The sequence below is a fragment of the Janthinobacterium sp. BJB446 genome (genome assembly GCF_002735655.1).
Taxonomy (GTDB): domain Bacteria; phylum Pseudomonadota; class Gammaproteobacteria; order Burkholderiales; family Burkholderiaceae_D; genus Janthinobacterium; species Janthinobacterium lividum.
Genome location: NZ_PDZK01000001.1, coordinates 1803861 through 1822912 on the forward strand (window position 1 = coordinate 1803861; position 19052 = coordinate 1822912).

The window sequence follows — 19052 nt, forward strand, 5'->3', positions numbered from 1 at the left end:
GATCCCGCTAGCCTGCCATGCGTGTGGCGTGGCGGCACAGCTCCAGGAAGCCGGCCAGGCGCGGGGAAAGGATTTTCCTGGACTGGCGGATCAGATAGAAATTACGCTCCAGCGGCGGCAGCATGGTTTCCAGTTCTACCAGTTGCCCGCTGGCCAGCAAATCGGCCACGACGACGCGCGACAGGCAGGCGATGCCCAGCCCCGCCGCCGCGCCATATTTGATAGCTTCCGAATTGCTGAACTCGCCCGCGGCGCGCAGATAGTGCAGATACGGCACCAGCGCCTGCTCCACGGCTTCGCGCGTCCCCGAGCCCGCTTCGCGCAGCAGCCAGCCCGCCTGGTTCAGCTCCGTAAAGCTGAGCAGATGGCGCAATTGCGCCAGCGGATGCGTGGGCGCGGCCACGATCAGCATCTGGTCCGTCAGCCACGGCTCCACCAGCAAGCCCGCTTCGTGGCACGGCCCTTCGATCAGGCCGATATCGACACGGAACTCCGCCACGGCGGCGGCGATGTCGGCCGTGTTGGCAATCGTCACTTGCGGAATGCTGCGCCCGTATTGCTGCGCCGCCAGCGCCAGTATCTGCGGCAGCAAATAGATGCCGATAGTGGTGCTGGCGCCGATCTGCAGGCTGACGGGCACGGACGGGTCGGCGCCCGCGAACTGGCGCTCGATGCTGGCGGCCCCGTCGCGCATCTGGCGCGCCTGCGGCAACAGCAGGCGGCCATTGTCGTTGAGCAGCAAACGCTTGCCTACACGGTCGAACAGTTGCGCTCCCAACAAGGCTTCCAGTTCATTCAGGGCCGCGCTGGTGGCCGATTGCGACAGCGCAATCAACTCACCGGCCGCACTGGTGCTGCCCGTATCCGCCACGGCGAGGAAAATCTGCAGTTGCCGCAAGGTCAACGCCATTTTATCTACCTATTTAATCGGTTAAATATACAAAAACAATCCGTTTTACCATTTAATCGACGAACTGTACAGTCATGCCATACGAACCAGGAACCACGGAGTACGGCATGTCATCCCTCTCAACAAGCAACACAACAAGTTTCAGCGACCGCTATGGCCGTCTTCTCCCCGGCCTGCTGCTCAGCGGCGTGATCGCCTGGGGCGCCATTCAACTGGGCAAGCTGGAATGGATGCAAAGCCACGGCATGAGCGCCCTGACCCTGGCCATCATGCTGGGCATTGTGCTCGGCAATAGCGTGTATGGCCGCCTGGCGCCCACCTGCGGCGCGGGCGTGACCTTTTCCAAACAGACACTATTACGACTCGGCATCATCCTGTATGGCTTTCGTTTGACCTTCCAGGATATCGGCCAGGTGGGCCTGGCCGGCATCGCCATCGACGCGCTGGTGCTGGCGTCCACGTTTGGCCTGGCCATGTTTCTTGGCACCAAGGTATTCAAGCTGGAACGCAACAGCGCCATCCTGATCGGCGCGGGCAGCTCGATCTGCGGCGCGGCGGCCGTGATGGCGACCGAGCCCGTCGTCAAGGGACGCAGCGAAGATGTCACCGTGGCCGTCTCGACCGTCGTGGTCTTCGGCACCATCGCCATCTTTTTGTATCCATTGCTGTACCAGCTGAATCAAGGCTGGCATGTGCTGGCGGCAACACCATCCGCCTTTGGCGTGTACATCGGCTCGACCGTGCATGAGGTGGCGCAGGTGGTAGCGGCCGGAAAGTCGATCGGGCAGGAAGCGGCGAATGCGGCCGTGATCGCCAAGATGGTGCGCGTGATGATGCTGGCCCCTTTCCTCGTCATCCTGTCGGCGGTGCTGGCGCGCGGCAAGGCCAAAGGTGGCAACAACGGCCACGACAAGGCGGCCAAGCTGGCCATCCCCTGGTTCGCCTTCATCTTTATCGGCGTGGTGGCATTCAATTCGCTGGGCCTGCTGCCAGCGGGAACAGTCGCCACCATCACCGAGCTCGACACAGTCTTGCTGGCCATGGCCATGGCTGCCCTCGGCTTGACGACGCACATGTCGGCCATCCGCCGCGCCGGCATCAAGCCCCTGCTGCTGGCCGGCCTGCTGTTCTGCTGGCTCATCGCCGGTGGCGCCGCCATCAACCATGTGGTCGCCAACCTGTTTGCTTAAGGCGCAGCTTGATACAAGCGGGGGCCGCTGACGCGGGAGTCGAAAACTTCGTACAATATATGTGTTTTGACTCTCAATCCGGCTTCGGCCCCACCCAGGAACACCCATGCATCTCTCGAACTGGCTGCTTTTCTGCAGCGTCGCCCTGCTCGTCACGTTTTCTCCCGGTCCGGCCGTCTTGCTGGCCATCTCGAACGCCATCGCCGTCGGCCCGCGTCGCGCAATGATCAGCAGCATGGGCAATGGTTTTGGCTTGTTTATCATTTCCGGCGTGGCCATGGCCGGCATGGGCGTCGTGCTGGCCACCTCGGCCACGGCCTTCATGCTGCTGAAACTGGCTGGCGCCCTGTATCTGGTGTTCCTGGGCATCAAGCAATGGCGCAGCAAGACCAGCGTCGTGGCCGATGCGCCCGTGGTGACCGGCACGGCGAATCCTAACTCGTTCTGGAAACTCTTCCGCCAGGGCTTGACGGTGGCGCTGACCAATCCGAAAGCGATCCTGTTCTTCTCGGCACTGTTCCCGCAATTCATTACCCCGGGCGAACCGGTGGCCATCCAGTTCACCGTGCTGACGACTTCGTTTGTCGCCTGCGCCATGCTGGCCCACCTGTTCTACGCCAACCTGGCGCGCCTGCTGAAAACCCAGCTGGCCACGCCGGGCCGCGCCAAGCTGTTCAACCGCATCACGGGCGGCGCCTTCGTCTTGCTGGGCCTGAGCCTGCTGCGCCTGCGCGCCAAGGCGGCGTAATTAGTTTTTTTCCGTCAAAAACGCCTCGATGCTGGCCACCAGGGCCAGCGGTGTTTCATTCATCGGATAGTGTCCCGCATTGCCCAGCACCTCCAGCCGGGCTTGCGGGTACCATGACAGATACGTGCGGCGCATCAGGGCCGCGTCAAAACGGGGGTCATGCTCCCCCACCAGCGCCAGCAACGGCAATTCCACGCGCGCCGCCTTGATTTCTTCACTGAAATCCGTCTCGCTCCACGCGAGGAAATACGCGGCAAACGCGGCTGGATCCGAACTTTCCCACGAATATTGCGCCTTCCAGTCCAGCCAGGTGGCTGGCAAGCGCCCGCCCGTGCTGCGGTCGATGATGGCGCGCCGCGCCGCCACGCTATCGGCGGCCGCGAGAAACGTCGCGCGGGCGGCCGCATCGAAGGCCACGCCGCAGCAGGGCACGGGCGCCACGGCCACCAGTTTGCGCAGGCGCAAGGGGGCCAGCAAGGCCAGCCGTTCCAGCGCCATGCCCCCCATGGAGTGGCCTACCACGCTGAAAGTGGCAAAGCCGAGCGCATCGGCCAGCGCCAGCGCGTCGCGGGCGACCTCGTCCATCGAATACTCACCCTCTGCGCCACGCATGCCGCCATAGCCGCGATTGTCCATGAAGACATAGCTGAAAGCGCCGCCGTCGAGACCCGCTTCCATCGGGGAAAAAGCGTTGGCGTCGCCAAACCAGCCGTGCAGGACGATGACGGCGTGGGGACCATGGCCCACGCGATGACAGGTATTGTGCATGTTCACTCCGGAAAAAGAGTGTGATGGTAAGCGGACAGCAAGCGGCCCGCTTTCGATGCCAGGTCAACTACTGTAGAGTATGGGCCATGGATGATTTTTATACGGAAGTACCGCGCCCATTGATCGCCACGGCACGCGACTATGCTTCTGGCGCAATGTTCCCCAGCCACAGCCATGCGCGTGGGCAATTTGCGTATGCGGCACGCGGTGTCATCAGCGTGCACACGCAGCAAGGCAACTGGCTGGTGCCGCCGCAACGCGCTTGCTGGGTACCTGCCCAGCTATCCCACGGCATGCGCATGCATGGCGCCGTGACCATGCACAACGTGTTTATCGACGCACCGGCCATTGCAGGGATGGGCTTGCCGTCACACTGCCAGGTACTGGACGCTTCGCCGCTGCTGCGCCAGCTGCTGGCCGAGGCCGTGACGGTCGATGGCTTGTATGCGGAACAATCGCGGGCCGGACGACTGATGGCCTTGCTGCTCGATGAAATTGCCGCTGCCAGACCATTGCCCCTGAGCGCGCCCCTGCCGCAGGAGCCCCGGCTGGCGCGGCTGTGCATGGACTTGCTGCGGCAACCGAGCCTGGACAGCAGCCTGGATGCGATGGCGGCGCAGGCCGGCATGAGCCGGCGCACCTTTACGCGGCAATTCCGCGCCCAGACGGGGCTGGCCTTTGCCCAGTGGCGCCAGCAAGCGTGCCTGCTGGCCGCCATCACGCGGCTGGCGGACGGGCAAACCGTCACCCGCGTGGCGCTCGACCTCGGCTATGCCAGCCCCAGCGCCTTCACGGCCGCGTTCCGCCGCGTGCTGGGCCAGGCACCCAGCGATTATTTAGCCTAGGAAATGATGGCGGCGATGCGCTGCGACAATGCCTGCGCCAGTTTCTGCACATGGTAGCCATCGACAAAACCGTGGTGGGCTTGTGCGGAAAACGGTATGCGCATGCGGCCATCCGCCTGCGCGGGGCCGAACTTGCCCCAGGTAAAGGTCGGGATGTCGGCATCGCGGTGACGGTGGATCGGGTGTTCGATGGCCGCCAGTTCCAGCCACGGCAGGCAAGTGATGAAGATATTGTTGCGCTGCTCGCGCTCGCTTTCGCCCTCGCCCGTATTGATCAGCGCGGAACTGGCTTCGGCAATGCGCTTGGCTTCCAGGCTGCGCGCGATGAACAGGTCGAGCTGGTCCGTCATCGCGAAACGCGTGTAATTGAGGTTTTCATCGCCGTTGATGACGGTATAGGAAGCGGGAAAATCGTCGATCCTGATCACTTCACCCTGGTAGATGCGGTACATGAAGTTGTCGATGTCCCTGACCGTATTGAGCAGGCAAAACAGGAAAAAGTGAAACACGGGAATTTTCCGTTCCTTGCACCATGGCCGGAAATCCGGCACGTCGAGCTGGAAGTTGATGTTGACGAGGGGATTGTCAAACGCCCGGAACAAGTCATAGCGGTCGCGCCGCTTTTCAAAATTTTTCATGCGGCGAGTGTAGACGATGGGGGCGCTGGCGGGCAAGTCATGCCATAGGCGCATGGAATGATTTTTTAATATTCGTTATTCGACAGTAAATGCGTTTTCATTATTTATCTGAATTCGGCCGCCGACCGGGATAAGCCGGTCGCAAGCCTCCCCGTATCAGGAGGCTTATTTCCGCCGGAATTACTGCGCTTGATTAATCTCGTCGTCTATCATATTGGCGAACAGGTCGAAACTCAGGATACCCGTGCCGATGCATGAAAACACTGTCGTACCCGCCGCATCCTTGATCGTCAGTCTCTCGGTCCAGTCATTCTGATTCATGCACTTCAGGCTGGCGCCAGGCCAGGTGACGCCCTCCACATGCAAGCCCTGCGCCGACAAGGCCAGTTCCTGTGTCTTGACATTCAGGAAATTACCGAACAAGCGTTTCTTGTACACGTCGCCGCTGCTGATATAGCGGAAAGTCACGCGCTCGCCGTCCGCCAGCTTCTGCTGCAAGACGGGCATGCGGTATTCCAGGTAACGGGAGCGAAATTCGTCCATGAACTCGTCAAAGCGCTTGAGTTCTCCGGTAGCCCATATCCAGGGCTGGTCGGCGCCCGTGCGGTAGGCAAGGTTATTGATCATGCCGGTCATGGCGGTGGAACCGCCGGCAAACAGATACAGGTCTTCGATATCGGCAAAGGCGGCGTAGTTGCGAATGCCGTTCAATTCATGCACCACACCATCTTCATGCAATTCAAAACGGCTTTTCCGCCGCTTGAGCATTACCGCGCGCATGACCAGCACCAGCACGGCGAGCAGCAATAGAAAAGCCGCCGTGCCGTACAGAATAGTCAAATTGCTGTGCGTGCCCAGCTTGGCGCCGTTACGCAAGGTCATGGCCTGCGTATCGGTCAGTGTTTTCTGAGGTATGGTCGTGCTCAGGTACAAGACAAAACCTGCCACTGCCGCCAGGATCGCCGCAAATACCGCAAACAGCATAGGCACCGTCTTGCCATGAAAATACACGGCGAGTGCTTTATTGGTTTGCGGGATACTAAAATTGCCCATGTAATCTTCCTGTTAAATGATAGGGAGGGTTTTACAACCCGGAGGTCGAAATTTATTCGGCCCGGATTGTCTCCTATCTATTACAGGAATGGCCACACGCACGCACACTCAATACTGATTTCTTACAATAATGACCCTGATTACTGGCCGACCACAGTTATTATCTGCCATTGCAGAATTTCCCGGGCCACCTCGGCCACGCCTTCTTCCAGTTCTCCCATTGTCGGTGCATGGGCGAAGCGTTGCAATTCCCCGTCCAATTCGAATGCCAGCTCCCTTGAATGGCGCACGATGCCCTGCAATACATAATACTTCCATTGTTCGTCATTACCGGCCAGCACCGTTTTTATATAGGGTGCGAGGCGCACACCGATGCCGGCCAGGTACGGCAGCAGCACGCCGGCCACCGGCCAATTGACATCTTGCATCCATTCCAGAATTTGCGGCATGGCTGGACGGACTTCCTCCCAGCTCAAGGCGATCAGGGCTTGCGCGTTCCGCGTATCGTGTTTATCGCGTGGCAATGGCAGAGGCGTGCGAGACGTCTTGCCGGTCCGCTTCATGAGGTGCCACCATGCGCCAGGCCCCGCTGGACTTTCCAAGCCAGCGGCAAGGTCAGCAGCAATACGGCTGCCAGCGCCAGCAAGGCCGTGTGCACGCTGGTATGGTCACCCAGCGCGCCGAACAGCACGGGCGACAGTGCTCCGCCGCCGATGCTGCCCGTGTAGAACAGGGCGAACGCATGCTCTCGCTTGCCGGGCTCTGCCAGTTCCGGCACCACGCCGTACAGCACGGACGAGGTGCCATTGAGCGCCAGCCCCAGCAAAGGCAGCATGACCATGATGCCGGCCAGCGGCAGCCACAGGCCCGCCACGATCAGCAGCGAGGTCATCGATTCCGTTAGCCATACGGTTTTCATCATGCCGATGCGCGCGCCCAGGTAGCCGCACAGCAGCTTGCCGAAGGCGCCGCCCACGAACAGCAGCGATAAGGCCACGCCAATGCCGGCCGTGCCCGCGCCCTTGCTTTTCAGCAGGAATGGCAAAAAGGTCAGAAAACCCATGCGCACGGCGCTGTCCAGGGTGCCCGTGGCCAGCAAGGCGCGAAAGCTCGCCTTCGAGCCGCTGCCGGCGATGCTCTTGCCCGCCGTCTTCGCGCCCGCCTGCAGCTCGCCCGGTTTCGGCAGCAGCCACCAGAGCAAGCCGGCCGCCGCCAGGCCCAGCAAACCCAGCAAGGAGACGCTGGCTTGCCAGCTGCACACCAATAACAACAAGCCCACCAGCGCGGGAATCAGGGTCTTGCCGATATCGCCGGCAAAGTTGTAGTGCGACAGCGCTTCCTTTACGCCGCCGCCCGCCTCGTGCGTGTCGGTGACGATGGACGAGGCCAGCGGATGCTGCGTGCTGGCGCCCAGGCCGCCCAGCAGCAAGGCGCACAGCAGCACGGCCAGTCCGCCTGCCTGCCCCGCGATCAGGTAGGCGACCCCGGCCAATGCCGTGCCGCCCACCAGCATGCGTTCGCGCCCCCAGCGCTTCGCCAGGCGGCTGGCCAGCAGCTGGAATCCGGCCATCATGCCCGAGTACGAACCGCGCAACAGGCCCACCATGGCGTAGCTGATGGCAAACTGCGCCTGCCAGATGGGCAGGAGCACATAGATCACGTCCGTCAAGCCGTCATGCACGGCATGCGCGCTGCAGGCGGCGAACAGCGAGCGGCGGCGGATCGATTTGTCGGAGGGGGACGAGGTGGCGGACAGCGTAGTGGCGGACGGTTCGGTCATGACTGTGCATGCAAGAAATCAGGAGGCGACCAGCTTACACCAATTGGCAACTTCGCATCTTGAGGCCCAGCAAGAATGAAACTTTGGCAAGATGCGTCGCCCGCAAACGGCGGGAAAGCGCAAGCCAGGCCCGGCGCCGTCGCGTTGACGGCGCCGGATTGCTGTCTTATTTGGCCATCGCATCCTTGGCCATGCCATCCTTTTTCATGTCATCCTTCTTCATGCCGTCTTTTGCCATGGCATCTTTCGCCATGCCATCCTTGGCCATGTGGTCCTTCTTCATGTGTTTCTTGGCCATCGGCTTTTTCATGCCATCCTTGTCCATCGCATCCTTGTGCATGGCGTCCTTGTGCATGGCATCGGCCGAGGCGTCCTTGGCCATGGCGTCTTTCTTCATGGCATCCTGGGCGAACGCGGCGCCCGACATGAGGATGGCGGAAGCGAGGATGGCGGCGAAGGTAGTGGTCGTGGTTTTCATGATATGTCCTTGTCTCAGTGTTGGATGGGCGAGATTGCCCGGTGGTAAAACTGTTGCTGTGCTACGGGTGCTGCTAAAAATATTCAAGAGCCGCCGAACCAGTTGTAGCCCTGATTCTCCCAATACCCTCCCGGATACGTATTCGTGACGAAAATGGCCTGGATGTGCTTGGGATTCTTGTAGCCCAGCTTGGTCGGCATGCGCAGTTTCATCGGGTAGCCGTACTTGGGCGGCAATTCCTGGCCGTCGTAGCTCAGGGCCATGATGGTTTGCGGATGCAGGGCCGTGGCCATGTCGATGCTGGTGAAATAATCGTCGGCGCACTTGAAGCCGATGTATTTCGCCGTCGTGTCGGCGCCGACCCGCTTCAGGAAGTGGGAAAACGGCACGCCGCCCCATTTTCCGATGGCGCTCCAGCCTTCCACGCAGATGTGGCGCGTGATTTGGGTTTCCTGCGGCAAGGCACGCAATTGCGGCAAGCTCCACGGCTTCCTGTCGGCGATCAAGCCGCTCAATTCCAGGCGCCAGGCGTCGCCATCAACGTCTTCCACTTCATCTTCGCCGTAATACGCGTTGAAGGGAAACGGCCGCGTGATCATGGAATCGGGATACGTTGGCGCCAGCTTGGTCGGATCGAACAGCCAGCCCTGTACCTTGTCGTTGAAGCGCGACACGGCCGTCAGGGCTGTCTCGATGCCGGACGGGTCGCTGACGTTGCAACCGGTCAACAAGGACAGGCCGCCCAAGGTCAGACTGCGCTGCAGGAACAAACGGCGCGAAGGCTGCTTGATCTGGCGCAAGGCGTCGTCCAGCATGGCCTGGCCCTCTTCTTGCACGAGAATGGTTTTTTTCATGATCGTCTCCTTCAGCGGCCGCGCAGCATGGCGACCAGGGTGCGCGGCACCAGCGCCACCATCAGCAAATGCACGCCGACAAAGCCCGTCAGCAGCGCCATGGCGATGAAGTGGACCCTGCGCGCACTCTCGTAGCCGCCGATCAGCTCGCGCAGCAGGGGAAATTGCACGGACTTCCACAGCACCAGCCCGGACAGCACCAGCACGATGCAGTCGAGCATGACGAACAGGTAGGCGGCGCGCTGCACCATGTTGTAATGACGGGGGTCCGCGTGGGCCAGCTTGCCTTTCAGGGCCGCCATGAAATCGGCCAGCAACAGGCGCGGCGTCAGGGGAAAGAACTGGCGCCGCAGCCGTCCAGAGGCGATGTTAATCGCCAGATACAGCAAGCCATTGGCGACCAGCAACCACATGGCGGCGAAATGCCATTGCAGGGCGCCACCCAGCCAGCCGCCCAGGGTCAGCGCGCGCGGCAGCTCGAAGGGGAAAAATGGCGCCGCGTTATAGATGCGCCAGCCGCTGGTGGCCAGCACCACGACGGCCACGGCATTGAGCCAGTGCGTCAGGCGCAGCCAGGCGGGGTGGATCACGCTCGCTTGTCCGTTCATCACATCGCTCCCTTCGCGCATTGCGCCGTGCTGACGGCTTGCAGGATGGCGCTGCTGTCGGCCCGCTGCACGAAGGCGACCACTTGCAGCTGCTCGGGTCGCCAAGTGGCGGGCAGGTTGACTGCGCGGCGCAGCTGGGCGCGGCCTTGCGCCAGAGACACCGGCCCCAGCCACAGGCGTACGGCTGCATCGTGATGCAGGGTGGCGCCGCGGTTTTCGCCGCGCAGCACTTTCGAGACGATGGCGCTTTCACTGATGGCCACATACAGCTGGCCGCCCGTCTGTGCGTCCGGCGCGCTGGCATTGGCTTCAAGCAATAATTTTCCACCTGCCCCTGGCGTGGCGGACAGGCTGATATTGACGGGCGCGGCGGTCGCGTTGATGCGGCGGATGGCGGCCGGCAGCTGCGTATCCCAACTGCGCAATTCCGTGCCGCCCACGAAAAACTGCGGCGTGTAGGCCACGTGGCGCGGCTGGTGGCGCAGCAGTTCGGCCTGGCGCGCATCGAATTGCGCCTGCGCCAGCGGGTCCGTCCAGCCGATCTGGTCCCAGTAGGTGACGTGCAGGGCCAGCGGCACGATCAGGCTGGCCGAGCCCGCTTCCTTGCGCAAGGCGCTCAGGCGCTGGTCGGCGGGCGGGCAGCTGGAGCAGCCTTCGCTGCTGTACAGCTCCACCAGCGCCGCCGTCTGCGGCCCGCTTTGCACGGCGCAGCGCTGGCCGGCGGCCAGCTGCGCCATGGCCGGGGATGCCAGGACCGTGCCCAGCACGGGGAAAAGCAGTGTTGCAAGGCGGTGCTTGATGTCCATGGTCTTTCACCGGTATATTGAATTAAGAAGCGTGCTTGCCAGTCAATTCGCCGCCGCAGGCCGATTGGTTACAGCCGCCAGCAAAATAATCCGGGATTTATTTTTTTCAATGCCTGTCACCAAAGGCCTGCATGCAACGAATACCTGTAAGCGAACACCTGCATGGCACGGAATTGCGGCTGCATGGCTTGATGCTGCGCGGGCTCGATGGCGATGCGGCGGCCTATCGCAGTTTCTTGCAAGCCACCAGCGGCCATTTGCGCGCGTTCCTGCGGCGCCGCCTGCAGCGCTGGCCGGACGAGGTGGAAGACCTGGTGCAGGAGTGTCTGCTGGCTATCCACAACCAGCGTCTGACGTACGATACGGGCGTGCCGCTGACGTCGTGGATCCATGCGATCGCGCGCTATAAATTGATCGACTGGCTGCGCCGGCATGCGCGGCGCGAGGCGCAGCACTTGCCGTATGACGAAGAAGATGGCGCGCAGGAACTGTTTTCCAGCGCCGACGCCGAGGCGGCCGAAGCGAGCCGCGACCTGGGCAAGCTGCTGGCCAGCTTGCCGGCGCAGCAGCGCGACGCCATCGTGCATACCAAGCTCGACGGCTGGTCCGTGCGCGACACGGCGGCGGCCATGCAGATTTCGGAAGCCAGCGTCAAAGTGGCCGTGCATCGCGGCTTGAAGGCACTGGCGGCCAATTTAAGAACAGGCAATGAAGGGATTGCATCATGAAAACCGATGACTTGATCGCCATGCTGGCCAGCGGCCCCGACGTGGCTGCCGCACCGCCACCGGGCATGCGCTGGCGCGCCGCAGGCACCTTGGGCGCCGGTCTGCTGGCCAGCGTGGCGCTGATGGCCATGCTGCTGGGCGTGCGGCCCAACCTGGAACAACTGGCCCAGCTGCCCGATTTCTGGATCAAGGTAGGCTTTGTCGTCTGCCTCTGCCTGGCGGCCTGGCACGTCAGCCGCCGCCTGTGCCTGCCGGGCGCCGCCACCCGCACCCTGCCCTTGCTGCTCGCCATGCCCCTGCTGCTGATGTGGGCGCTGGGTGCCATCATCCTGCAGGAAGCCCCGCCCGAACAACGCGCCGAGCTGTTCTGGGGCGCCACCTGGCGCAGCTGCCCCTTGCTGATCGCGCTGCTCTCGCTGCCCATCCTGGCCGCCGTGCTGCGCCTGATGCGCCAGCTGGCGCCCACGCGCCTGGGCTTGGCGGGCGCCGCTGCCGGCTTTGCCGCCGGCGGCATGGCCGCGCTCGTGTATTGCCTGCACTGCCCGGAGCTGGCGGCCAGCTTCGTCGGCTTCTGGTATGTACTGGGCATGCTGGTGCCCACCGCCATCGGCGCGGCCATAGGGCCGAAAGTGCTGGCCTGGTAAGCCAATGACATCCTTTTCCCAGGAGTGAATCCGTTTTCTTCTTCCGCGCGTACAAGTGAGGCAGCCTGCAGTTTCTTGGACTTGTCTGTCAACGCTAACAAAAATCGGGAGAATAGAAATGTCTTTGTCACACTCGAAAACCGCACTGGGCGCCGCACTCCTGGGCAACCTGCTGGCCTTGGCGATCGCGCCAGCGGCCTATGCCTCCAGCCACCGCGAAGCGCCATTCATCACGCAAAACCCGAAAGTCGACGCCACCGACTTCTACATGTTCCGCAGCTATGAAGCGGGCCGCGGGGCCTACACCACGCTGGTGGCCGACTATATCCCCCTGCAGGACGCCTACGGCGGCCCGAACTACTTCGCCATGGACCCCGCCGCCCTGTACGAAATCCATATCGACAACAATGGCGACGGCAAGGAAGACCTCACCTTCCAGTTCCGCTTTACCAACACCATCAAGGATGGCCAGTTCACCGTGGGCGGCAAGAAAGTCTCGATTCCGCTCGTCATCAACGGCGGCGCCATCGATTCCGTCAACCCGGCCGGCCTGAACGTGCGCGAAACCTACAGCGTGACGCTGGTGCGTGGAGACCGCCGCACGGGCACAAGGAGCGCCGTCACCAACGCCAGCGGCGGCGGCACGACCTTCGACAAGCCCGTCGACAATATCGGCAACAAGGCCATCCCCAACTACGCCGCGTATGCCGCGCAGCATGTGTACGCCGTCAACATTCCCGGCTGCGCCACGCCGGCGCGCCTGTTCGTCGGCCAGCGCAAGGACCCGTTCGTCGTGAACCTGGGCGAAACGTTCGACTTGATCAACATCAAGGTGCCCGCCACGGAGTTCGCCGCGAATGCGGAGTCGGCCGCCAAGGATGACCTGGCGCGCAAGAACGTCACGGCCATCGAGATGGAAGTACCGACCACCTGCCTGACGGCCGGCAGCGATCCTGTCATCGGCGGCTGGACCACGGCCAGCCTGCGCCAGGGCCGCCTGCTGAACCCGGCACCGGGCACGGCCACCACGGCGTCGAAGGAAGGCGGCGCGTGGGTGCAAGTGTCGCGCCTGGGCATGCCGCTGGTGAATGAACTGGTCATCGGCCTGAAGGACAAGGACCGCTTCAACGCCAGCAAGCCATCGGGCGACGCGCAGTTTGCCGACTACGTCACCAACCCCACGGCGCCGGCCCTGGTGGAAGTGCTGTTCGGCTCGGCAGGCGCCAAGGCACCCACCAACTTCCCCCGCAACGACCTGGTGGCCACCTTTTTAACGGGCATCAAGGGCGTGAACCAGCCCGTCACCGTGACGGCGTCGGAAATGCTGCGCCTGAACACCTCGATCGCGGCCACCAATGTCGGCGCGCAAAACCGCCTCGGCGTCATCGGCGGCGATAACGCGGGCTTTCCGAACGGCCGCCGCCCCGGCGACGACGTGGTCGACGTGGTGCTGCGCGTGGCCATGGGCAAGCTGTGCACCCTGAACATCGGCTGCGCCCCGGCCGATGCCCCGGCTGGCACCCTGCACTTCACGGATGGCGCCTTCCTCGACGAAACCGCGTTCACGGCAAGTTTCCCCTACCTGAAAAATCCCGTGGCCGGTTCGCCGCAGTTGTAACGAGGAGAATGCGATGAAAAAGCTCCATGCAATCAGCGCCCTGGCGCTCACGGCGATTCTGGCCGGCTGCGGAGGCGGCGGTAGCAGCCACGGCGGCGACAACGGTGACGGCGGTGTCAACCCTCCGCCCGTGGTCTTGCTCGACGCCTTCTATGTGGCCGTCAGCAACGTCATTCTGACCACCAGCGATGACAAGGACGGCGTCGCCATCGACGCCATCATGGCGACCTCTCCGGAAAATACGGAGCCGGTACCGCTGTAACGCGCAGTAAGCAAGCGCGGGCGCCGGAGACCACGTTCTCCGGCACCCCGCCCTTGCTGCCCCACTCCACCGTCGATGGCGTCCACGATGAAAACACCGATTGCCCTGCTGTGCGCCTGCCTGCCGATGCTGGCATGGGCCGCGCCCTACACGCCGAAAGACGGCAGCGCCGTCATCGAGCAGCTGCCGCGCCGCGCCGATGCCGCGCAGCTGGCCTTGCGCGGCTTGCGCCAGCAACTGAATGACACGCCGCGAGACCTGGCCCTGGCCACCAGCCTGGCCCAGCGCTACATCGCCCTGGCCCGCAGCGAAACGGACCCGCGCTACCTGGGCTACGCGCAAGCGGCGCTGGCGCCCTGGTGGCGGCAGGCGGCGCCGCCCGTCCCCGTGCGCCTGCTGCGCGCCACCATTTTGCAAAGCACCCACCAGTTCGGCCCGGCCCTGCAAGACCTCGAGGCCGTCATCGCGCAGCAGCCGCAAAACGCCCAGGCCTGGCTGACGCGCGCCACCGTCCTCACCGTGCAGGGCGACTACACCCAGGCGACCGCCAGCTGCGCCCGGCTGTCGGCATTGACGACACAGCTGGCCACCTTCACCTGCCTTGCCAATATCGCCAGCGTCACGGGCCGCGCCGCCAGCAGCGAGCGCCTGCTGGAACTGACCCTGCAACGCAGCGCCGGCGCGGCACCCGAGCTCGATAGCTGGGCCTTGACCCTGCTGGCGGAAATGGCCACGCGGCGCGGAGAGTCCACGCTGGCCGAAGCGCGCTACACCAGGGCGCTGGCGCAGCAGCCACGCGACAGCTATCTGCTGGGCGCCTACGCGGATTTCCTGCTCGACCGCAAGCGCCCGCAGGAAGTCGCCCGGTTATTGAAGGAGCAGCAGCGCATCGACGCCCTGCTGCTGCGTTACGCACTGGCGCTGCAAGCGTTGCCCGGCCAGCAGACGGCCTTCCAGGCGGCCAAGGCGGAACTCGCGGCCCGCTTCAACGCCGCCATGCAGCGCGGCGACACCGTGCACCAGCGCGAACAGGCCCGCTTCGCCCTGTTTTTGCAACAGGATGTGCCGGCTGCCCTGCAACTGGCGCAGAAGAACTGGGCCATCCAGAAGGAAGTGTCCGACATGCGCATCTTGCTGGAAGCGGCCCTGGCCGCGCGCAACTACGCCGCGGCGCAACCGGTGCTGGCCTGGGTGGCGGCGCATGGCGTGGAAGACGTGGCCCTGCAGCGGCTCTCCAGGCAGCTGGGGCCGCAGGATGCGCAAAAGCTTAGCGCCGCAAAGAAAGCAGGTGCGCTGTGAAACGATATCTTTTCGTTTTGCTGCTGTGCGCCTGGCTCGCCCCCGCGCAGGCGCACAAGCCCAGCGACAGCTACCTGAGCCTGGCCGTGCACGGCCAGCAGATCGACGGGCAATGGGATATCGCCCTGCGCGACCTCGATTTCGCCATCGGCCTCGACGGCAATGGCGACGGCGCCCTGACCTGGGATGAAATCCGCGCGCGCCACGACGCCATCGCCGCCTACGCCTTGCAGCGCCTGCAGCTGGCCAGCGACCAGGGCGTCTGCCCCTTGAAAGCCTTCGAACAGCTGATCGACAGCCACACGGACGGCGCCTACAGCGTGCTGCGCTTCCAGGCCGCCTGCCCTGGCGCCAAAGCGCCAGCCACCTTAAGCATCGGCTATACGCTGTTTGCCGACCTCGATCCGCAGCACAAGGGCCTGTTCAAGATCGTCAACGGCGGCGCCACGCAAACGGCCATCTTCGACCCGGACAACCCGCGCCAGAGCATTTCCCTGACCACGCCCAATCGCCTGGCGCAGTTCGGCGCCTATGTGAAACACGGCATCTGGCATATCTGGATCGGCTACGACCATATTTTGTTTTTGCTGTCGCTGCTGCTGCCGGCCGTGCTGCTAAAAAGTCCAAATGACACGGACCGTTTAAACCCAATGGCGGAGAGCCGGGGTCGGACCCTGAGGGTCCGACCCCAGACTTTGCATCTGGGTTTGAACGCAGCGTTTATTGACGTTTTTAAAGTCGTCACGGCATTTACGCTGGCCCATTCCATCACCCTGAGCCTGGCCAGCCTGTCGCTCGTGTCGCTGCCGTCGCGCTGGGTGGAATCGGCGATTGCCGCTTCCGTGATCCTGGCCGCGCTGAACAACCTGCTGCCCCTGTTCCGCGGCAAACGCCCCGTGGCCGCCTTCGCCTTTGGCCTGATCCACGGTTTCGGCTTTGCCAGCGTGCTGCGCGACTTGGGCTTGCCGCAGGGTTCCCTGCTGGCCAGCCTGCTGGGTTTCAACGTGGGTGTGGAACTGGGTCAGCTGGCCATCGTCGCCGCCTTCCTGCCCATTGCCTGGCTGCTGCGCAAGACCTGGCTGTACCGGCAAGTGCTGACCGTCGGCTCGCTGGCCATCGCGCTGGTGGCTTGCGTGTGGCTGGTGGAGAGAATTGCCGATATCAAGCTGATCAGCGCATGAGCGGGGCGATTCATTAGCCTCGCTAATAAGACCATGCCGATTCCAACGGCTTATCAACGAGTGGCTGACGCCGTAAAGTAGCTCCTGTCAATGATTGAAGGAGCCAGCCATGAACCGCGTCACCCTGAATAACGGCATCAGCATGCCCGTCGCCGGCTACGGCGTCTTCCAGATTCCCGACCCCGCGGAATGCGAGCGCAGCGTGATCGACGCCATCGCCGCCGGCTACCGCCTGATCGACACAGCCGCGTCCTACATGAACGAGGCGGCCGTCGGCAAGGGCATCGCCCACAGCGGCGTGGCGCGCGAAGAGCTGTTCGTCACCAGCAAGCTGTGGGTGCAGGACACGGGCTATGAACGTACGCGCGACGCCATCGAGCAGTCGCTGCAACGCTTGCGGCTCGATTATCTCGATTTATTCCTGATCCACCAGCCGTTTGGTGACGTGCACGGTTCCTGGCGCGCCATGCAGGACGCTTATCGCGGCGGCAAGCTGCGCGCCATTGGCGTCAGCAACTTCCAGCCCGACCGGCTGATGGATCTCATCGCCTTCAACGACATCGCGCCCGCCGTCAACCAGATCGAGATCAACCCTTTCCACCAGCAGGCGGACAGCGTGGCTTTCATGCTCGAGCACGGCGTGCAGCCGCAAGCGTGGGCGCCATTCGCCGAGGGCCGCAACAACCTTTTCCACAATGAGTTGCTGCTGGGCATCGCCGCCAGACACGGCAAGTCCGTGGGCCAGGTCGTCCTGCGCTGGCTCACGCACCGGGGCATCGCCGTGCTGGCCAAGACCGTGCGCCGCGAGCGCATGGCGGAAAACCTGGCCATCGACGATTTCGACCTCGATGAAGCGGACATAGCCGCCATCGCCACCCTGGAAACGGCTACCAGCAGCTTCTTTTCGCACCGCGACCCGGCCATTGTCCAGTGGATGGCCGAACGCACGCTTGATATTTAAGGGAAAGCACATATGCCAACAGAAGATACAAGCACGGGCCGCCGCGGCTTCCTGCTGGCGGCCGGCAGCCTGGCCGCCACGCCATTGATCAGCTCGGCGCAAGGCCAGGCGGTGCAGGCGACAGTGGACGGGCGCCGCAAGCTGGGCACGCTGGAAGTATCGAGCCTGGGCCTGGGCGTGCAAAACATGAGCCGTACCTACCAGACAACCGTGCCCAGCCGTCCAGAGATGCACAAGATTATCCGCACGGCATTCGAGCGCGGCGTCACCTTCTATGACGCGGCCGAGGCGTATGGTCCGCACGAGGTGGAACGCATCCTCGGCGAAGGCGTGGCACCGTTCCGCAACCAGATCGTCATCGCTTCCAAATTCGGCTGGGATATCGACCTGGAAACGGGCGAGCGGCGTCCGGGCCGCAACAGTCGTCCGGCGCACATCAAGCTGGCCGTGGAAGGCATGCTCAAACGCCTGCGCACGGACCGCATCGACTTGCTGTACCAGCACCGGGTCGACCCGCAAGTGCCGATCGAGGACGTGGCCGGCGCCGTGCAGGACCTCATGAAAGAAGGCAAGGTGCTGCACTGGGGCTTGTCGGAAATGGGCTTGAACACCTTGCGCCGCGCCCATGCGGCCCTGCCCGTCAGTGCCGTGCAAAGCGAATACTCGATGCTGTGGCGGGGGCCGGAAGACGGCGTGCTGGCCCTGTGCCAGGAACTCGGCATCGGCTTCGTGCCGTGGAGCCCGCTGGGCGTGGGCTTCCTGGCGGGCGCCATCGACGCCAGGACGCGCTTTGCCGATGGCGACATCCGCAAGATCGAGTCGCGTTTTTCACCGGAAAACCTGCCGCACAACCTGGCGCTGGCGGCCCTGGCGAATAGCTGGGCCACGCGCAAGCAGGTGACACCGGCGCAGATCGCCCTGGCCTGGCTGATGGCGCAGCGGCCGTGGATCGTGCCGATTCCCGGCACCACGCAGATGGCGCACATGCTGGACAATATCGGCGCGGCTCACGTGCGGTTGACGTCGGGAGAAGTGGCCGAGCTGAACCGGGCTGTCGCGGCCATTGCTATCCGGGGCGCGCGCCTGCCCGACGCCGTGCTGGCCTATTCGGGCGTGGAAGCGCCCCTCAGGGAAAAGTGATGAAGGTCTGCGGCACGGCGTCAGTCAGCCACACGCCATTGTCGGACACGTAAAACACGTGGCCCTGCGCCCGCATGGCGGCCGCATCCACCGTCAGCACGACGGGCTTGCCATGGCGCCCGCCGACGGCCACGGCCGTTTCGTGGTTGCTGGACAGGTGCACATGGTTGCGCGATCCCGGCAGCAGGCCGCCGGCGCGGATCGCCTCGACAAAGCGGCTGGCCGTGCCGTGATACAGCATGGCAGGCGGCGTACTGGGCGGCAAGGCGATGTCGACGGCCGCCAGCGAGTGCCCCTGATTGGCGCGGATGCGCAAGCCGTCGTCGCTGATGGCGTAGCGCGTCTTGCTGTCGCGCGCCACCACGTCATCCAATTGTTCACGGGAAATGCGACGGCCATGTTGCGCCGCCAGTGCCAGCAACTGGCCGATATCGGCCCAGCCGTGGGGATCGAGCGCGAGGCCGATTTTTTCAGGGGCGTGGCGCAGGATGAGGGAAAGGAATTTGCTGGTATTTACCAAATGATCTGTCATGCCGCAGTC

General features: G+C 63.5%; 22 protein-coding genes. 11 read left to right on the plus strand and 11 right to left on the minus strand.

Annotated features, from left to right (window positions below; genetic code table 11):
- Positions 1–7: 7 nt before the first annotated feature.
- The gene (locus CSQ92_RS07995) at positions 8–910 is read right to left on the minus strand and encodes a LysR family transcriptional regulator (protein WP_034786119.1); all 903 of its coding nucleotides are present in this window, start codon (positions 908–910) and stop codon (positions 8–10) included.
- Positions 911–1017: 107 nt separating this feature from the next.
- Between CSQ92_RS07995 and CSQ92_RS08000 the strand changes: the two genes are divergently transcribed.
- Positions 1018–2100: a YeiH family protein gene (locus tag CSQ92_RS08000; protein WP_099393786.1), complete on the plus strand. Its 1083-nt coding sequence runs from the start codon at positions 1018–1020 to the stop codon at positions 2098–2100.
- A 106-nt stretch (positions 2101–2206) separates the two neighbouring features.
- A complete protein-coding gene (locus CSQ92_RS08005) occupies positions 2207–2848 on the plus strand; it encodes a LysE family translocator (RefSeq protein ID WP_099393787.1) in 642 nt (213 codons plus the stop codon).
- Here the strand turns inward: CSQ92_RS08005 and CSQ92_RS08010 are convergent, their stop codons facing one another.
- On the minus strand, positions 2849–3616 hold the full coding sequence (locus tag CSQ92_RS08010; protein ID WP_099393788.1) for an alpha/beta fold hydrolase: 768 nt from the start codon (positions 3614–3616) through the stop codon (positions 2849–2851). It abuts the gene before it with no gap.
- 86 nt (positions 3617–3702) lie between these two features.
- On the opposite strand from CSQ92_RS08010, the gene CSQ92_RS08015 reads away from it, so the two are divergent.
- Entirely contained in the window at positions 3703–4461 is a 759-nt protein-coding gene (locus CSQ92_RS08015) for an AraC family transcriptional regulator (protein WP_092605035.1), read from the plus strand.
- Here CSQ92_RS08015 and CSQ92_RS08020 read toward each other — a convergent pair.
- The 8 genes from CSQ92_RS08020 to CSQ92_RS08055 all read right to left on the minus strand — a co-directional run bounded on the left by CSQ92_RS08020 (position 4458) and on the right by CSQ92_RS08055 (position 10678).
- Positions 4458–5153 carry a CatA-like O-acetyltransferase gene (locus CSQ92_RS08020; RefSeq protein ID WP_257219158.1) on the minus strand — a complete coding sequence of 232 codons (696 nt, stop codon included), beginning with the start codon at positions 5151–5153 and terminating at the stop codon, positions 4458–4460. The genes CSQ92_RS08015 and CSQ92_RS08020 overlap by 4 nt on opposite strands.
- Before the next feature lie 126 nt (positions 5154–5279).
- Positions 5280–6152 carry a hypothetical protein gene (locus CSQ92_RS08025; protein WP_257219159.1) on the minus strand — a complete coding sequence of 291 codons (873 nt, stop codon included), beginning with the start codon at positions 6150–6152 and terminating at the stop codon, positions 5280–5282.
- A gap of 140 nt (positions 6153–6292) precedes the next feature.
- A complete protein-coding gene (locus tag CSQ92_RS08030) occupies positions 6293–6715 on the minus strand; it encodes a DUF5071 domain-containing protein (RefSeq protein ID WP_099393789.1) in 423 nt (140 codons plus the stop codon).
- Entirely contained in the window at positions 6712–7932 is a 1221-nt protein-coding gene (locus tag CSQ92_RS08035) for an MFS transporter (protein WP_099393790.1), read from the minus strand. Before CSQ92_RS08035 ends, CSQ92_RS08030 begins: the two co-directional genes overlap by 4 nt.
- A 166-nt stretch (positions 7933–8098) precedes the next feature.
- Positions 8099–8410, minus strand: a complete 312-nt coding sequence (locus tag CSQ92_RS08040; RefSeq protein ID WP_180276966.1) for a pentapeptide MXKDX repeat protein — start codon at positions 8408–8410, stop codon at positions 8099–8101.
- 83 nt (positions 8411–8493) lie between these two features.
- Entirely contained in the window at positions 8494–9264 is a 771-nt protein-coding gene (locus CSQ92_RS08045; RefSeq protein WP_099393791.1) for a molybdopterin-dependent oxidoreductase, read from the minus strand.
- A gap of 11 nt (positions 9265–9275) precedes the next feature.
- Complete coding sequence (locus CSQ92_RS08050) at positions 9276–9872, minus strand: cytochrome b/b6 domain-containing protein (RefSeq protein ID WP_070260666.1); 597 nt, start codon at positions 9870–9872, stop codon at positions 9276–9278.
- Positions 9872–10678 carry a DUF1223 domain-containing protein gene (locus CSQ92_RS08055; protein WP_257219160.1) on the minus strand — a complete coding sequence of 269 codons (807 nt, stop codon included), beginning with the start codon at positions 10676–10678 and terminating at the stop codon, positions 9872–9874. Before CSQ92_RS08055 ends, CSQ92_RS08050 begins: the two co-directional genes overlap by 1 nt.
- Before the next feature lie 131 nt (positions 10679–10809).
- Here CSQ92_RS08055 and CSQ92_RS08060 point away from each other — a divergent pair, with 131 nt between their 5' ends.
- The 8 genes from CSQ92_RS08060 (at position 10810) to CSQ92_RS08095 (ending at position 18511) form a co-directional block, all read left to right on the plus strand.
- Positions 10810–11406 (plus strand): sigma-70 family RNA polymerase sigma factor, encoded by a 597-nt coding sequence (locus CSQ92_RS08060; protein ID WP_052140122.1) that lies wholly within the window; start codon positions 10810–10812, stop codon positions 11404–11406.
- Entirely contained in the window at positions 11403–12050 is a 648-nt protein-coding gene (locus tag CSQ92_RS08065) for an NrsF family protein (protein ID WP_099393793.1), read from the plus strand. Before CSQ92_RS08060 ends, CSQ92_RS08065 begins: the two co-directional genes overlap by 4 nt.
- Positions 12051–12168: 118 nt before the next feature.
- Positions 12169–13668 (plus strand): DUF4331 domain-containing protein, encoded by a 1500-nt coding sequence (locus tag CSQ92_RS08070; protein WP_099393794.1) that lies wholly within the window; start codon positions 12169–12171, stop codon positions 13666–13668.
- Between the two features lie 13 nt (positions 13669–13681).
- Positions 13682–13930, plus strand: a complete 249-nt coding sequence (locus CSQ92_RS08075; protein WP_099393795.1) for a hypothetical protein — start codon at positions 13682–13684, stop codon at positions 13928–13930.
- A gap of 87 nt (positions 13931–14017) precedes the next feature.
- The gene (locus CSQ92_RS08080) at positions 14018–15229 is read left to right on the plus strand and encodes a hypothetical protein (RefSeq protein ID WP_070279779.1); all 1212 of its coding nucleotides are present in this window, start codon (positions 14018–14020) and stop codon (positions 15227–15229) included.
- Complete coding sequence (locus CSQ92_RS08085; RefSeq protein ID WP_099393796.1) at positions 15226–16410, plus strand: HupE/UreJ family protein; 1185 nt, start codon at positions 15226–15228, stop codon at positions 16408–16410. Before CSQ92_RS08080 ends, CSQ92_RS08085 begins: the two co-directional genes overlap by 4 nt.
- A gap of 109 nt (positions 16411–16519) precedes the next feature.
- A complete protein-coding gene (locus CSQ92_RS08090) occupies positions 16520–17371 on the plus strand; it encodes an aldo/keto reductase (RefSeq protein WP_099393797.1) in 852 nt (283 codons plus the stop codon).
- Positions 17372–17383: 12 nt separating this feature from the next.
- Complete coding sequence (locus CSQ92_RS08095) at positions 17384–18511, plus strand: aldo/keto reductase (RefSeq protein ID WP_099393798.1); 1128 nt, start codon at positions 17384–17386, stop codon at positions 18509–18511.
- Here the strand turns inward: CSQ92_RS08095 and CSQ92_RS08100 are convergent.
- A complete protein-coding gene (locus CSQ92_RS08100; RefSeq protein WP_099393799.1) occupies positions 18498–19043 on the minus strand; it encodes an RNA 2'-phosphotransferase in 546 nt (181 codons plus the stop codon). The two genes, CSQ92_RS08095 and CSQ92_RS08100, sit on opposite strands and share 14 nt — an antisense overlap.
- Between the last annotated feature and the right edge of the window lie 9 nt (positions 19044–19052).

What these genes read in the sequence shown, in the direction of transcription:
- CSQ92_RS08050 (WP_070260666.1), bottom strand. Translation starts at nt 9,872, where the DNA reads ATGAACGGACAAGCGAGCGTGATCCACCCCGCCTGGCTGCGCCTGACG.
- CSQ92_RS08045 (WP_099393791.1), bottom strand. Translation starts at nt 9,264, where the DNA reads ATGAAAAAAACCATTCTCGTGCAAGAAGAGGGCCAGGCCATGCTGGAC.
- CSQ92_RS08100 (WP_099393799.1), bottom strand. Translation starts at nt 19,043, where the DNA reads ATGACAGATCATTTGGTAAATACCAGCAAATTCCTTTCCCTCATCCTG.
- CSQ92_RS08095 (WP_099393798.1), top strand. Translation starts at nt 17,384, where the DNA reads ATGCCAACAGAAGATACAAGCACGGGCCGCCGCGGCTTCCTGCTGGCG.
- CSQ92_RS08060 (WP_052140122.1), top strand. Translation starts at nt 10,810, where the DNA reads ATGCAACGAATACCTGTAAGCGAACACCTGCATGGCACGGAATTGCGG.
- CSQ92_RS08015 (WP_092605035.1), top strand. Translation starts at nt 3,703, where the DNA reads ATGGATGATTTTTATACGGAAGTACCGCGCCCATTGATCGCCACGGCA.
- CSQ92_RS08010 (WP_099393788.1), bottom strand. Translation starts at nt 3,616, where the DNA reads ATGCACAATACCTGTCATCGCGTGGGCCATGGTCCCCACGCCGTCATC.
- CSQ92_RS08075 (WP_099393795.1), top strand. Translation starts at nt 13,682, where the DNA reads ATGAAAAAGCTCCATGCAATCAGCGCCCTGGCGCTCACGGCGATTCTG.
- CSQ92_RS08030 (WP_099393789.1), bottom strand. Translation starts at nt 6,715, where the DNA reads ATGAAGCGGACCGGCAAGACGTCTCGCACGCCTCTGCCATTGCCACGC.
- CSQ92_RS08020 (WP_257219158.1), bottom strand. Translation starts at nt 5,153, where the DNA reads ATGCGCCTATGGCATGACTTGCCCGCCAGCGCCCCCATCGTCTACACT.
- CSQ92_RS07995 (WP_034786119.1), bottom strand. Translation starts at nt 910, where the DNA reads ATGGCGTTGACCTTGCGGCAACTGCAGATTTTCCTCGCCGTGGCGGAT.
- CSQ92_RS08005 (WP_099393787.1), top strand. Translation starts at nt 2,207, where the DNA reads ATGCATCTCTCGAACTGGCTGCTTTTCTGCAGCGTCGCCCTGCTCGTC.
- CSQ92_RS08000 (WP_099393786.1), top strand. Translation starts at nt 1,018, where the DNA reads ATGTCATCCCTCTCAACAAGCAACACAACAAGTTTCAGCGACCGCTAT.
- CSQ92_RS08055 (WP_257219160.1), bottom strand. Translation starts at nt 10,678, where the DNA reads ATGGACATCAAGCACCGCCTTGCAACACTGCTTTTCCCCGTGCTGGGC.
- CSQ92_RS08035 (WP_099393790.1), bottom strand. Translation starts at nt 7,932, where the DNA reads ATGACCGAACCGTCCGCCACTACGCTGTCCGCCACCTCGTCCCCCTCC.
- CSQ92_RS08090 (WP_099393797.1), top strand. Translation starts at nt 16,520, where the DNA reads ATGAACCGCGTCACCCTGAATAACGGCATCAGCATGCCCGTCGCCGGC.
- CSQ92_RS08025 (WP_257219159.1), bottom strand. Translation starts at nt 6,152, where the DNA reads ATGGGCAATTTTAGTATCCCGCAAACCAATAAAGCACTCGCCGTGTAT.
- CSQ92_RS08070 (WP_099393794.1), top strand. Translation starts at nt 12,169, where the DNA reads ATGTCTTTGTCACACTCGAAAACCGCACTGGGCGCCGCACTCCTGGGC.
- CSQ92_RS08040 (WP_180276966.1), bottom strand. Translation starts at nt 8,410, where the DNA reads ATGAAAACCACGACCACTACCTTCGCCGCCATCCTCGCTTCCGCCATC.
- CSQ92_RS08080 (WP_070279779.1), top strand. Translation starts at nt 14,018, where the DNA reads ATGAAAACACCGATTGCCCTGCTGTGCGCCTGCCTGCCGATGCTGGCA.
- CSQ92_RS08065 (WP_099393793.1), top strand. Translation starts at nt 11,403, where the DNA reads ATGAAAACCGATGACTTGATCGCCATGCTGGCCAGCGGCCCCGACGTG.